The organism is Paraburkholderia sp. J69-1 (genome assembly GCF_905220255.1).
Taxonomy (GTDB): domain Bacteria; phylum Pseudomonadota; class Gammaproteobacteria; order Burkholderiales; family Burkholderiaceae; genus Paraburkholderia.
Window position 1 is genome coordinate 360,858 of sequence record NZ_CAJMZG010000001.1, and the last position, 12,889, is coordinate 373,746.

The following is a 12,889-nucleotide window of genomic DNA, read 5'->3' on the forward strand; positions in this document are numbered from 1 at the left end:
CATGACGTGAAGGCCGTTGCCGCAGCGGCCGCTTTGACGTGGATCGAATCGTATTTATGCGATGCTGGGCGGCAAGTCCGTGCCAGTATAATTGGCGGGCTAATCACGTGCCGCCCGTATCGCCTCTATCGCGCTACGCGCGGCGCATCGCGCGGCGGCAGACTGCGCCGCACACTTTCTATTCACCACAGATCGTCAGGCAATTTCATGATCCTGGTTACGGGCGGCGCGGGGTTCATCGGCGCCAATTTTGTGCTCGACTGGCTTGGTCAATCCGGCGAAGCCGTTCTCAACGTCGATAAGCTCACCTATGCGGGCAATGCCAGTACGCTCGCGTCGTTGCGCGACCACCCAGGCCATGTGTTCGCCCGGGTCGATATCTGCGATCGGGCGGCGCTCGACGCGCTGTTCGCGCAACATCGCCCTCGCGCGGTGGTCCATTTCGCGGCCGAAAGCCACGTAGATCGCTCGATCCACGGTCCGGCCGATTTCATTCAGACGAATCTCGTCGGCACCTTTACGCTGCTCGAGGCCGCGCGCCAGCACTGGAACACGCTCGATGCCGACGAGCGCGCCGCATTCCGCTTCCTGCACGTCTCGACCGACGAAGTTTTCGGCTCGCTGGGCGACAGCGACGCCCCGTTCACCGAAACGACGCCTTACACGCCCAACAGCCCGTATTCGGCGAGCAAGGCGGGTTCGGACCATCTCGTGCGCGCCTGGCATCACACCTACGGCCTGCCCACGCTCATCACCAACTGCTCGAACAACTACGGTCCGAACCAGTTCCCGGAAAAGCTGATCCCGCTGATGATCGCCAATGCGCTGGCGGGCAAGGCGCTGCCGGTATACGGCGATGGCCGCAACGTGCGCGACTGGCTGTATGTCGGCGATCACTGCAGCGCGATCCGCGAAGTGCTCGCGCGCGGCACGCCGGGCGAAACGTATAACGTTGGCGGCTGGAACGAGAAAACCAATCTCGAAGTGGTCGGCGAATTGTGTCGCCTGCTTGACGAGATGAAGCCGAAGCAGGCGGGTTCGTATCGCGATCAGGTCACCTATGTAGCCGATCGTCCCGGTCACGACCGCCGTTACGCGATCGACGCGCGCAAGATCGAGCGCGAACTTGGCTGGCGTCCCGTGGAAACCTTCGAAAGCGGTCTCGCGAAAACGGTGCGCTGGTATCTGGATCACCAGGAGTGGGTCGACGAGGTTGCCTCGGGCGCTTACCGCAACTGGATCGAAACCAACTACGCGCAGCGCGACTAAGGGGGCGGCATGGCTCGCAAAGGCATTATCCTGGCCGGTGGTTCGGGCACACGGCTGTATCCGATCACCCACGCCGTCTCCAAACAACTGTTGCCGGTTTATGACAAACCGATGATCTACTATCCTCTGTCCACGCTGATGATCGCGGGGATACGCGAGGTGCTGATCATTTCCACGCCGCAGGACACGCCGCGTTTTCAGGCGATGCTCGGCGACGGCAGTCAATGGGGCATGCAGCTCGAGTACGCGGTGCAGCCTTCGCCGGATGGTCTGGCGCAGGCCTTCGTGATTGGCCGCTCGTTCGTCGGCAACGACCCGTCGGCTCTGATCCTTGGCGACAATATCTTCTACGGCCACGATCTCGCAGCCCAGCTCGAACATGCGAATGCGCAGACTTCGGGCGCGACGGTGTTCGCGTATCACGTGCAGGACCCGGAACGCTATGGCGTGGTCGAATTCGATGCGGATTTTCGCGCGCTGTCGATCGAAGAAAAGCCCGTCAAGCCGCGCTCGAACTACGCGGTGACCGGGCTGTATTTTTATGACAATCGCGTGTGCGATATCGCGGCGCAGATCAAGCCGTCTGCGCGCGGCGAACTCGAAATCACCGACGTCAATCTGCACTATCTGCGCGAAAACGCGCTTGACGTGGAGATCATGGGGCGGGGTTTCGCGTGGCTCGATACCGGCACGCACGATTCGCTGATCGAAGCGGCCACTTTCATTGCGACCTTGCAAAAGCGCCAGGGCCTGATGGTTGCCTGTCCCGAGGAAATCGCCTTCCGCCGCAACTGGATCGGCGCTGAGCAGTTGCAGCAGCTTGCCGCGCCGCTCGCGAAGAATAGCTACGGCAAATATTTGATGAATCTTCTTTCGTCGCAGGTCATATGAGCATCACGGTTATTCCTACCGCGCTGAGCGAAGTCAAAATCATCGAGCCGCGCGTGTTCGGCGACGCCCGCGGTTTCTTCTTCGAGAGCTTCAATGGCCGCGCTTTCGCCGAGCAAGTGCAGGCCGGCGTCGAGTTCGTTCAGGACAATCATTCGCGCTCGAGCAAGGGCGTGCTGCGCGGTCTGCACTATCAGATCGAACATGCGCAGGGCAAGCTCGTGCGAGTCATCGCCGGCGAAGTGTTCGACGTGGCGGTCGACGTCCGGCGGTCTTCGCCCACCTTCGGCCAATGGGTCGGCGTGACCTTGTCTGCGGAAAACCGTCGGCAATTGTGGGTGCCACCTGGCTTCGCACATGGTTTCGTCGCGGTGTCGGACGTCGCGGAAATGCTCTACAAGACCACCGACTACTGGTATCCCGAACACGAGCGCAGCTTGCTGTGGAGCGATCCGGCGATCGGCATCGAATGGCCGCTCGACGGCGCGCCTACGCTCGCTGCAAAGGATGCTCAGGGCTTGCCGCTCGCGCAGGCGCAGACGTATGAGTGATGCGATGGCTGGCGGGATTCGCGAAGGCAAGACAGGCGCAAGACGGCCGACGATTGTCGTCACAGGAACGGGCGGGCAGGTTGGCGGCGAGTCGCTGCGTGCTTTGCAGGGCCTGGGAGACATTGTGGCGCTCGACCGTGCGCGCCTCGATCTTGCCGATCTCGACCGCGTGCGCGAGGTCATGCGCGAACTGCGACCCGATCTGATCGTCAACGCCGCGGCTTATACGGCAGTCGATCGCGCGGAAAGCGATGTGGAAGCGGCGCGCCGCATCAATACCGATCTGCCGCGCGTGCTCGCCGAAGAAGCGAGCCGGACGGGCGGGCTGCTGTTGCACTATTCGACCGACTATGTGTTCGACGGCGCGCTCGAGCGTCCGTACGTCGAAACCGATGCCCCCAGTCCGCTCAACGTCTACGGCGAAACCAAACTGGCCGGCGAGCGCGCGATCGAAGCAGTCGGCGGCAAACATCTGATCTTTCGCACGAGCTGGGTGTACGGTGCAACCGGGCGCAACTTTTTGCTGACGATGCTGCGGCTCGCGCGGGAAGGGCGCACCGAACTTTCCGTTGTCGACGATCAGATCGGCGCGCCTACGTGGAGCGCGACCATCGCGGCGATGAGTGCACATGTGGCGGCATTGCATTGCGACGGCGCGCATGACGACGCGTGGTGGACGCAGCGTTCGGGCGTCTATCACCTGACTTCGGGCGGCCAGACGTCGTGGGCGGGTTTCGCGCGGGCGGTCTTCGCGGCTGCGGGCCTGGTTGGCGTGATTGTGAAGCCGATCGGCAGCGATCAATACCCGACGCCGGCGCGCCGTCCGCTCAATTCGCGTTTGTCATGCGAAAAACTCGCGCAGCAGTTCGGGCTTCAGGTGCCGGACTGGCAAGCGGCGCTCGGGTTGTGTTTTCAGTTGCAGATTCGCCACAGTTCAATCGCGTGAACGGGGGCCGTAGCGCCGTCAACGACCGCCGCTACGCCACATTCATCAGACGTTTCGACTCCTCAATATTCTGCGAAGGACAGGGAGCTTCCGCGCGCACAATCCGGTTTGCTCCGAAAGGTTTCGCGTTGTCCTCACAGCGCAAACTTGCAATCGGATTTCAACACGCCACAAATCACTCATGTAGCCCGGCATTGTCCGGGCATTTTTTTTGCGCAGACGTGCGACAAGTCGTCCTTGGTGTTGGCTCCGCGTATCTGTCAGTCAGCTAACATTTTCGCTAACGTTCTTTGGCAGTGCGGAATTCACTGGCAGTGGACTGAACGCGGATAACACCGTTTCAGTTACAAAACTTACGCACACATTGGAAGAGGAATTGAACGGTCGAACTTTTTTACGCGGGAGGCGATAGAAGTCGGTTATCGATAAGCGCCCTTTTTATTGCTCCTCTTTCAAATCTTATGCGTAACAGGTCTTTGAGGTTCCGAATTGTTACGTATTGCTGTCTGGTATGTAAGCGTTGATTGATCAGCACCTATATGGGAAAGCGCGTATCACGCCGCGGCGGCCGTGCAAAATCTTCATAATTGTTATCGCAATAATGCGGTGCTGGACTTGCAATTTGTAGCAATTACAGATCGCTGGCTTGCTGAACAGCAGATAGAATGTAACTATGGAGTGCCTGAACGGCCCATATCGGCGGGGTGTCCGGGGGCTGGCACGATCAGCGCTGTCTTAGTGAAGCGGCCACGAGCCGCGCCCCATGGGTGAAAACATCGTCATCCGAAAAATACATCAACAGCGCAGCGTATCAGAGAGGAATTTGTGAGTCTGATCCCTATTATTCTGTGCGGCGGAGCCGGCTCCCGACTATGGCCGGTGTCACGCGAGTCGCATCCGAAACCCTTCATTCGTCTTGCCGACGGTCAAAGCTTGCTGCAGAAGGCATTTTTGCGCGCGGCCTCGCTGGACGGTGTGAATCAAATTCTCACGGTGACAAACCGCGATCTGTTCTTCAAGACGGAAGACGATTATCGCGAAGTCAACGAGCATGGCGTGGCCACCTCGTATATCTGTGAACCGTTCGGCCGCAATACGGCTGCAGCAGTTGCCGCTGCCGCCCTGCATATCGCTCGCACGAGCGGTCCGAAGACCACCATGCTGGTGCTGGCCGCCGACCATCTGATCGCCGACGAAGCCGCTTTCGCAGCCGCCGTCGCCAAGGCGCAGGCGCTCGCGGCTGAAGGGCGTATCGTCACGTTCGGCATCATGCCGGAGTCGCCGGAAACGGGTTATGGCTACATCGAAGCAGACGGCAACACGGTGCTGCGCTTCGTTGAAAAGCCGTCGCTCGACAAGGCCCGCGAATATCTCGAATCGGGTCGATACCTCTGGAATTCGGGCATTTTCTGCTTTACGGCAGAAGCGATGCTGCGCGAACTGAAGCAGCACTGCCCGGAAATTCTCGAAAGCACGGAAGCGTGCCTGCGCGACTCCCGCACGTCGGAAGGCGAGGGCTGGACGCAGGTGCAACTGTCGCCTGGCAGTTTCAACATGGTGCCGGATAACTCCATCGACTATGCAGTCATGGAGAAGTGCACCCAGGCAGCCGTTGTGCCGTGCTCGATCGGCTGGAGCGACATTGGTTCGTGGACCGCGGTGAGCGAGCTGTGCGAGGCCGACAACCATGGCAATCGCGTCGAAGGCGAGGCGCTGCTGCACGATGTCGACAACTGTTATTTCCAGAGCCGCGATCGTCTGATCGGCGCGGTGGGCGTCGATAACCTGATCGTGATCGACACGCCGGATGCGCTGCTGATCGCCAACCGCGATCGTGCGCAGGACGTCAAGCATATCTACGCGGCCTTGAAGGCGCGCGGCCATGAGGCGCACAAGCTGCATCGCACGGTGCATCGCCCGTGGGGCACATACACCATCCTCGAAGATGGCCCGCGCTTTAAGATCAAGCGTATCGAAGTCAAGCCGGGCGCAAGCCTGAGCCTGCAGATGCATCACCACCGCAGCGAACATTGGATCGTGGTGAGCGGCATGGCAAAGGTCGTCAATGGCGACAATGAATTCCTCGTGTCGACCAACGAGTCCACCTATATCCCCGCTGGCCACAAGCATCGGCTGGAAAATCCCGGCGTTGTGGGCCTTGTGATGATTGAGGTGCAAAGCGGCGAATATCTCGGCGAAGACGACATCGTTCGCTTCGAGGACGTGTACGGGCGGGCCTGATGAGTAGCGCTATCATCGATCGAGGTAATAAGGATCTGGCCAGCCACGATGGCCGTGATGACCTGATGGCCGGCCTGCGGGCTGTCCGCGTCTGGGGCACGCTTGGCTGGCACGACATCCGGCAGCGTTATCGCCGCTCGGTTATCGGGCCTTTCTGGTTCACGCTCAGCACGGCCATCATGGTGGTCGTGCTCGGTGCGTTGTACTCCGAACTATTGCATCAGGATATCCACGAATATCTGCCCTATCTCGCGATCGGGCTGGTGGTGTGGGGCTTTTTGTCGACCGTGGCGAACGAAGGGTGTAATGCCTTCATCGGCTCGGCGTATCTCATCAAGCAGATACGCATACCGTTGACCGTGCACGTCTGTCGTATCGTCTGGCGTAACTTCGTCATTCTGCTGCACAGCTTGCCGGTCGTTGTCGTGTTGCTCGTCGTGCTCAAGCGTCCGATCGGCTTCGAGTTGTTGCTGGTGCCGGTCGCGCTGTTCCTGCTGTTCCTGCAGGGCGTCTGGCTGAGCGTGGTGCTCGGCGTGCTGTGCACGCGCTTTCGCGACATTCAACCGATTGTTTCGAACCTGATTCAGGTCGCCTTCTTCTTCACGCCGGTGATGTGGTCGCCGGAAGTGCTGAAGTCGCGCGCATGGGTCGCGAGTTACAACCCGCTTTATCACCTGATCGAACTCGTGCGTGCGCCGCTGATGGGGCGTCCGCTGCTCTGGGAGTCGTGGGCGTGGTCACTGGGCATGCTGATAGTCGGCTTTGCGTTCGCGCATTTGCTGATGCGTCGCACCCGCAACCGGGTTCCATACTGGCTTTGACATCATCATGAGTTCGACCATTGCAGCTGAAGGGATCGTAGTCGAGTTCCCAATTTACGAAAATTCGCATCGCTCGCTCAAGAAGGCGATGCTGAATCTGACGACGGGCGGCCGGATCGGTCAGGACGCCAGTCGTCACACGATCGTGCGTGCGATCGACGAACTGAGCTTCAAGTTTTCGGATGGCGAGCGTATCGGTCTCGTCGGTCACAACGGTTCGGGCAAGACCACGCTGCTGCGCACGCTCACAGGCGTCTACGAGCCAGTGCGCGGCAAATTGCAGGTGCGTGGCCGGATCGCCTCGCTGCTCGACGTCTCGATGGGTCTCGATCCGGACGCAACCGGTTTCGAGAACATCTATCTGCGCGGCATTCTGGATGGTCTGAAACCGGCGCGTATTCGCAGCAAGATCGACGAAATCGCCGATTTTTCCGATCTCGGCGACTATCTGAATCTGCCGGTTCGCACGTATTCGAGCGGCATGATGCTGCGCCTCGCATTCTCGATGTCCACCAGCATCGAAGCCGACATCCTGATCATGGACGAATGGCTGAGCGTGGGCGACGCGGACTTCAAGGCGAAAGCCGCGCAGCGCCTCGAAACGCTGGTTGGCAACGCGTCGATCGTCGTCGTGGCGAGCCACGAACCGGCGCTGGTGGAGCGCGTCTGCACGCGCAAGATCAGTCTCGAACACGGCAAGATCGTTGCCGACGAACCGGTCCTCAAGGCCGATCTCGCGCCAGCGTCCCAGCCGGCGTCCGCAGACACGCGTTCTGCCGCGTGACAGCTTCGGCTGTCGCGCCGCAGCAAAAAAGCCGTTCATTTCCCCCAAGCTCGCCATCTGAGGCTCGAATAAGGCATGTATTCCATGCGCGCTGATCATCCTTTCGTCCGTTACGGCGAGTCGCTGTTCCTGCATCAACCCTTCCGGCTGTTGAAGGGAATGCTGGGCGCCTATGTCGCCTATCCGATCGCCGAGAGCCGCGAGCAGCGCAATGTGCGCCCGAAAGTGGCGGAACTGCGCAGCTGGTATCGCCAGCCGTTCGCACAGCGACGCGCAATTGCGCAGACGCGTCTGGGCGACATCCTGCAATTCGCTGGCGAACACGTGCCGTATTACCGCGACCTGTTCCGCGAAAAGCAGTTCGATCCGCTCAAGGCAGCCAAGGACCCGCGTTATCTCGAAGAACTGCCGTTCCTGACCAAGGACATCATTCGCGAGCAGGGCGCGCGGCTCTTTTCGCGTCCGCTTGAAGAAGTGCGTCATCACGCCTGCAAGACCGGCGGCTCGACGGGCCTGTCCTGCACGATCTTCTACGATCAGGAAGCGGCCGATTATTCGTCGGCGGTGACGTTCTATGCACGCCAGCGCATCGGCAAGCATGGCTATCGTTCCGAGCTGCATTTCGCCTGCCGTTTCCCCGATGCGGTCGTGCCGCAGTGGCCGTCGCGCGAAGACTTCAAATGCTTTGCGATGAACCGCAGCAACATCTTCTTCGACCGTATCGACGATGCGGGGCTCGAGGAAATGTGGCGCACGCTCAAGCGGCGCAAGCCTTGGCTCGCGCACGGCCATCCGTCGACGATGTACGCGCTGGCCTGCTATATCGAGCGTAAATACGGCAGCGACAAGGCCTTCACCGTATTCGAGTCGAGCGGCGAAATGCTCGAGCCGCATCAACGCGAAGTGATCGAGCGCGCGCTGCGTTGCCGCGTCATCGACCGTTATGGTCTCGCCGAACTCGGTGTGCTCGCGTATGAAGTCGATGGGCACGACAACGGCTTCCAGATTCTCGATTCCGAAGGCTGGCCGGAAAGCCGTCCGGCAGGCGCGGGCGATCGCGCCGATGGCGCGCACGAACTCGTGCTAACGGGTTATCGCAACCGCCTCATGCCACTGATTCGTTACGCGACCGGCGACCTCGCCCGTGTCGAAGAACGTGCCAATGGTTTCTTCCTGACCGATGTGGTCGGGCGCATTCACGACGTCGTGCCGATCAACGGCGTCGCGCACCCGACGCACCACATTCAGGACATGCTCGACCATCGCGTCGGCGGGATTCAGGAGTTCCAGATCGACCTGCGGACTTCGCCGCCGACCTTGCGCATCGTGCTCGAACCGCACGCGACGGAGGAAGACACCACGCGCAAGCTGCGCCACTACTGGCAGGACGCGTTCACGATCGAATACGTCGGCCACGATGCCTTCGTTCGCGTCGGCCGCCGCGCGAAATTCCGTCATGTGGTGAGCGCATGATCGGCGTCTTCTATCCCGCACTGTCGGCGCAGGCTGGCAATCTCGTGCTTGCCGCCGTGCGGCGCTCGGTGACGCGCACGCAGGCCAACGCGCTCTCGCGCGCGGCGCTGGGCGCGAACAGCGCACCGGTGCTGGCGTTTGCCGTCGATGCACCCGACGCCTGGGGCGATGCGCTGGTTGCGTGGCTGGAAACACGCGCGTCCAAGCTCGTCGTGTTCGGCCGCCTGCCGCACGCGCTCGCACGGAAGCTCGGTTGCGCTGCGCGCACGTGGCCCGAGCAATTCGATAACGCCGCTCGCAGTGCGTCTGCCGCGTCGCGCCAATACGCGCAGAGCGCGGCGAGCGTCGTCTATACCGCGCAGGCTGCTGCGCTCGGTGGCCGCGCGTGGCGCCGTCCGTTCGAGCGTTTCGACTTCACCGACGAATGGAACAACCTCGGCTACGGCGCATTGCGCGCGGACGGCTCCATCTGGTCCGTGCGCGAGCCTGTCGACGTGCCCGAAGCCGCGCGCCTCGCCTCCGTTGAAATCGGCGGCGAGCGCTGTTTTTCCTACGCCGCGCTGTTCGATCTGCCGAACGCGAGCGTGCTTTGGTTCAATCGCGATGTCGGGCCGTGCGACTCGTTCGAATGGCGGCTTATCGAGAATTTCCTGTCGGGGCATCGCGCTGAAGCGCTGCCGTGCCAGCCCGTGGTGAGCGAGATTCCCGCCGGCTACGATGCGGCGATCACGTCGCGTCTGGATTGCGACGAAGATATCGAATCGGCGCGCCCGCTGTGGCAGACGTACCAGCGCCTGAACGTGCCGTTCTCGCTGGCGATCCACACCTCGAATCTGCACGACGATACGCATTACCCGATGCTGCGCGAATTCGCTGCGGCATCCGGCACGGCGTTGCTGTCGCACACCGCCACGCATGCGCCCAATTGGGGCGGCAGTTACGAAGCTGCGTTCAAAGAAGGCGCGGAATCGATGCAACGCATCGCGGACGTGTCGGGCGAGCGCGTGCGCTACGCCGTTTCGCCTTTTCATCAAAGCCCCGATTACGCCCTGCAGGCACTCGCCGACGTCGGCTATGCAGGCTGTGTGGGCGGCATCATCCGCAACGATCCGGAGTTCCTGATCGCGCGCGGCGGCGCGCTCGCGAACATGCCCGAAGGTTTTATCGGCCATAGCCAGCAGACCATGCTGCATGGCGATTGCATGCTCGTCGAAGGAGATCCGCTCGCGGTGTTCAAGGAAGCGTTCGATCTCGCGTTCGAAACGAACACGCTGTTCGGCTATCTCGATCATCCGTTTTCGCCGCGCTACCAGTACGGCTGGCGCACCGAAGAAGAGCGCATCGGCGCCCACGAGCAGTTGATTGCCTGGATTCGCGCGCGCGCGCGCCGGCCGCTGTTCCTCGACGAAAACGCCGCGCTCGATTTTCTGGTGACGAAGAGTGCGTGCCAGATCGTCGACGATGGCGCGCAGTTCCGTTTCGTCGCACCAGAAGCGGCGGCCAGCACGCTGCCGTTCGCGCTCGACTATCGCGGCGAACGTATCGCTGCAGGCACGGAGGGGTTCGCACGATGAGGATCATGGTCGTACTCGGCACACGCCCGGAAGTCATCAAGCTCGCGCCCGTGATTCGCGCGCTGCAGCCGGTTGCTCAGACGATCGTGTGCGCAAGCGGCCAGCATCGCGAAATGCTGAACCAGGCGTTGGGATCGTTCGGCATTACGCCTGACGTGACCGTCGACACGATGAGTCCCGGCCGTTCACTGAACATTCTCGCGTCGCGGCTTCTCGAGGAAATGGACGCCGTGCTCGAGCGCGAGCGTCCCGATTGGGTCGTGGTGCAAGGCGACACCACGACCGCGTACTGCGCGGGTCTTGCCGCATTTCATCGTGGCATCGCGGTGGCGCACGTGGAAGCCGGGCTGCGTACCGGCGATCTCGCAAATCCGTTTCCCGAGGAAGCCAACCGCCGTCTGCTCGCGCAGATCGTCACGCGGCACTTCGCGCCGACGGCGCTCTCGCGCGAAAACCTGCTGCGCGAAGGTATCGACGACGCGCGCATCATCGTGACGGGCAATACGGTCGTCGACGCGATCGAACTGGCGCGCCGCAACTGGGCTTCGGCGCCGCCGGCGCTCGCGCAATCGGACTGGGCCGCCGACGGCACGCCTCAGGTGCTCGTTACCTGCCATCGTCGCGAAAATTTCGGCGATACCTTGCGCGGCATCTGCCAGATGCTCAAGGACCTGTGCGGGCAGTATTCGGGCCATCGCTGGGTATTTCCCGTGCACCTGAATCCGGCGGTGCGCGAGCCGGTGATGCGTGAGCTAGGTGAAGTCGCCAATCTGCGTCTGATGGACCCCGTCGATTACGAGTCGAGTCTCTATCTCATTAGCAAGAGCGAGCTCGTGCTCAGCGACTCGGGCGGCATTCAGGAAGAAGCGCCAACGTTTGGCGTGCCGGTCGTCGTCATGCGCAGTCACACCGAGCGTCGCGAAGGCGTCGATGCCGGTTTCGCGACGCTGGCAGGGCAGACCCCGGCGCGCATCGAAGCCGCCGCGCGCGCGTGGCTCGACGATCCGGCGCGGCGCGAGGCGCTGCGTAATCGTGCGAATCCGTATGGCGATGGACACGCCGCGCAACGTATCGTCGCCGGTCTGCTCGACGCGGCGGAGGCGCGCGGGTGAGCGGGCAGGATCGGCATGACAGTGCGCCGCGAGACTGTATTTTGTTTTCCACTGCGGATTGGGACGAGCCTTACTGGACCAACAAGCAGCACACGGCGCAGGCGCTCGCGCGTCGCGGCTGGCGTGTGCTGTATGTAGAAAGTCCCGGCCTGCGCGCGCCGAAAATCGCGAGCGGCAAGGACTGGAAGCGCATCGCGCGGCGTTTGTGGAGCGGCCTCGTTTCGAACTTTCTCGCGCCGCCGCAGCGCGATCCGAACATCTGGGTGCTCTCGCCGCTGATGATGCCAGCGGCACATCATCGGCCGATGATCCGCCGTCTGAATCAATGGTTGTTGCGGCGCGGCATCGAGCGATTTGCGAAGCAGCGCCGGTTCAAAGATCCGGTCGTGTGGACCTACCATCCGTTCATGCTCGATGCGGTGCAGCATCTGCAACGCGGTGCGATGGTCTATCACTGTGTAGACGATCTGGCCGCGATTCCGGGCGTGGATGTCGACGCTTTCGACGCCGAGCAGCAACAACTGCTGACGCGTTGCGATGCAGTGTTCACGACGGCGGGCGCGCTGCGCGACAAATGCGCGCCTTTTAACGCGAATACGCATTTCTTCGCGAACGTTGTGGATACCGAACATTTCGGCCGCGCGATGGATGCGAACCGGCCGGTGCCCGCGCAGATTGCCGCGCTGGGCACGCCGCGCCTCGTCTATCACGGCGTATTGTCGGACTTCAAGGTCGACTTTGCGCTGATCGACGCGGCCGCGCGTTTGCGCCCGCAGTGGCAGTGGATCTTTATCGGCGAGGAACGGGAAGGGCAGCGCAGCGAATGGGTCGGCCGCCTGAAGGCGCTGCCCAACGTGCATTTTCTGGGCTACCGGCGCTATGAGGACTTGCCGGACTGCCTGCGCGGCGCGGATGTGGGCTTGCTGCCGACGTTGCTGAACGGCTACACCCGTTCAATGTTTCCGATGAAGTTCTTTGAATATCTGGCGGCTGGATTGCCGGTGGTCTCGACGCCGCTCGATTTCACGAGCGGCAACTTCGAGGGGCTCGAAGTGGGCGAGACGCCTGAGGCTTTTGTGGCCGCCATTGAAAAGCAGCTGGGCCGAGGCCGCCTGAGCGCGGGCGAGGCACGTGCGTTCGTGGGTGATAATACCTGGGATGCGCGCATCGACCGGATGCTGGAGCACATCGATTTGGGCACCATCGCTGGACGATGAGTAGTATTTAATA

General features: G+C 61.7%; 11 protein-coding genes. All 11 read left to right on the forward strand.

Features of this window, described 5'->3' with window-relative positions; all coding sequences use genetic code 11:
- Positions 1 to 207 precede the first annotated feature (207 nt).
- The 11 genes from rfbB (at position 208) to U5A67_RS01705 (ending at position 12,876) form a co-directional block, all read left to right on the forward strand.
- Positions 208 to 1,269 carry a dTDP-glucose 4,6-dehydratase gene (gene rfbB / locus U5A67_RS01655; protein ID WP_321814285.1) on the forward strand — a complete coding sequence of 354 codons (1,062 nt, stop codon included), beginning with the start codon at positions 208 to 210 and terminating at the stop codon, positions 1,267 to 1,269.
- A gap of 9 nt (positions 1,270 to 1,278) precedes the next feature.
- The gene (gene rfbA / locus U5A67_RS01660; protein WP_205981265.1) at positions 1,279 to 2,160 is read left to right on the forward strand and encodes a glucose-1-phosphate thymidylyltransferase RfbA; all 882 of its coding nucleotides are present in this window, start codon (positions 1,279 to 1,281) and stop codon (positions 2,158 to 2,160) included.
- Positions 2,157 to 2,708 carry a dTDP-4-dehydrorhamnose 3,5-epimerase gene (rfbC, locus tag U5A67_RS01665; protein WP_321814286.1) on the forward strand — a complete coding sequence of 184 codons (552 nt, stop codon included), beginning with the start codon at positions 2,157 to 2,159 and terminating at the stop codon, positions 2,706 to 2,708. The genes rfbA and rfbC overlap by 4 nt, the downstream gene beginning before the upstream one ends.
- Positions 2,701 to 3,654, forward strand: coding sequence for a dTDP-4-dehydrorhamnose reductase (gene rfbD, locus U5A67_RS01670; RefSeq protein ID WP_321814287.1), 954 nt, complete (start codon positions 2,701 to 2,703; stop codon positions 3,652 to 3,654). Before rfbC ends, rfbD begins: the two co-directional genes overlap by 8 nt.
- Before the next feature lie 825 nt (positions 3,655 to 4,479).
- Positions 4,480 to 5,895, forward strand: coding sequence for a mannose-1-phosphate guanylyltransferase/mannose-6-phosphate isomerase (locus U5A67_RS01675; RefSeq protein WP_321814288.1), 1,416 nt, complete (start codon positions 4,480 to 4,482; stop codon positions 5,893 to 5,895).
- On the forward strand, positions 5,895 to 6,716 hold the full coding sequence (locus U5A67_RS01680; protein WP_321814289.1) for an ABC transporter permease: 822 nt from the start codon (positions 5,895 to 5,897) through the stop codon (positions 6,714 to 6,716). The genes U5A67_RS01675 and U5A67_RS01680 overlap by 1 nt, the downstream gene beginning before the upstream one ends.
- Before the next feature lie 4 nt (positions 6,717 to 6,720).
- Positions 6,721 to 7,500 carry an ABC transporter ATP-binding protein gene (locus tag U5A67_RS01685; protein WP_321814434.1) on the forward strand — a complete coding sequence of 260 codons (780 nt, stop codon included), beginning with the start codon at positions 6,721 to 6,723 and terminating at the stop codon, positions 7,498 to 7,500.
- A gap of 84 nt (positions 7,501 to 7,584) precedes the next feature.
- Entirely contained in the window at positions 7,585 to 8,973 is a 1,389-nt protein-coding gene (locus U5A67_RS01690; protein ID WP_321814290.1) for a phenylacetate--CoA ligase family protein, read from the forward strand.
- Complete coding sequence (locus tag U5A67_RS01695) at positions 8,970 to 10,547, forward strand: polysaccharide deacetylase (protein ID WP_321814291.1); 1,578 nt, start codon at positions 8,970 to 8,972, stop codon at positions 10,545 to 10,547. Before U5A67_RS01690 ends, U5A67_RS01695 begins: the two co-directional genes overlap by 4 nt.
- Positions 10,544 to 11,659, forward strand: coding sequence for a non-hydrolyzing UDP-N-acetylglucosamine 2-epimerase (wecB, locus tag U5A67_RS01700; RefSeq protein WP_205981258.1), 1,116 nt, complete (start codon positions 10,544 to 10,546; stop codon positions 11,657 to 11,659). Before U5A67_RS01695 ends, wecB begins: the two co-directional genes overlap by 4 nt.
- Before the next feature lie 41 nt (positions 11,660 to 11,700).
- Complete coding sequence (locus U5A67_RS01705) at positions 11,701 to 12,876, forward strand: glycosyltransferase (RefSeq protein ID WP_321814292.1); 1,176 nt, start codon at positions 11,701 to 11,703, stop codon at positions 12,874 to 12,876.
- Positions 12,877 to 12,889: the final 13 nt, after the last annotated feature.

Bases quoted from the DNA above. Each gene is read 5' to 3' on its own strand.
- rfbC (WP_321814286.1), top strand. From the start codon at position 2,157: ATGAGCATCACGGTTATTCCTACCGCGCTGAGCGAAGTCAAAATCATC.
- wecB (WP_205981258.1), top strand. From the start codon at position 10,544: ATGAGGATCATGGTCGTACTCGGCACACGCCCGGAAGTCATCAAGCTC.
- rfbD (WP_321814287.1), top strand. From the start codon at position 2,701: ATGAGTGATGCGATGGCTGGCGGGATTCGCGAAGGCAAGACAGGCGCA.
- rfbB (WP_321814285.1), top strand. From the start codon at position 208: ATGATCCTGGTTACGGGCGGCGCGGGGTTCATCGGCGCCAATTTTGTG.
- U5A67_RS01680 (WP_321814289.1), top strand. From the start codon at position 5,895: ATGAGTAGCGCTATCATCGATCGAGGTAATAAGGATCTGGCCAGCCAC.
- U5A67_RS01695 (WP_321814291.1), top strand. From the start codon at position 8,970: ATGATCGGCGTCTTCTATCCCGCACTGTCGGCGCAGGCTGGCAATCTC.
- U5A67_RS01690 (WP_321814290.1), top strand. From the start codon at position 7,585: ATGCGCGCTGATCATCCTTTCGTCCGTTACGGCGAGTCGCTGTTCCTG.
- rfbA (WP_205981265.1), top strand. From the start codon at position 1,279: ATGGCTCGCAAAGGCATTATCCTGGCCGGTGGTTCGGGCACACGGCTG.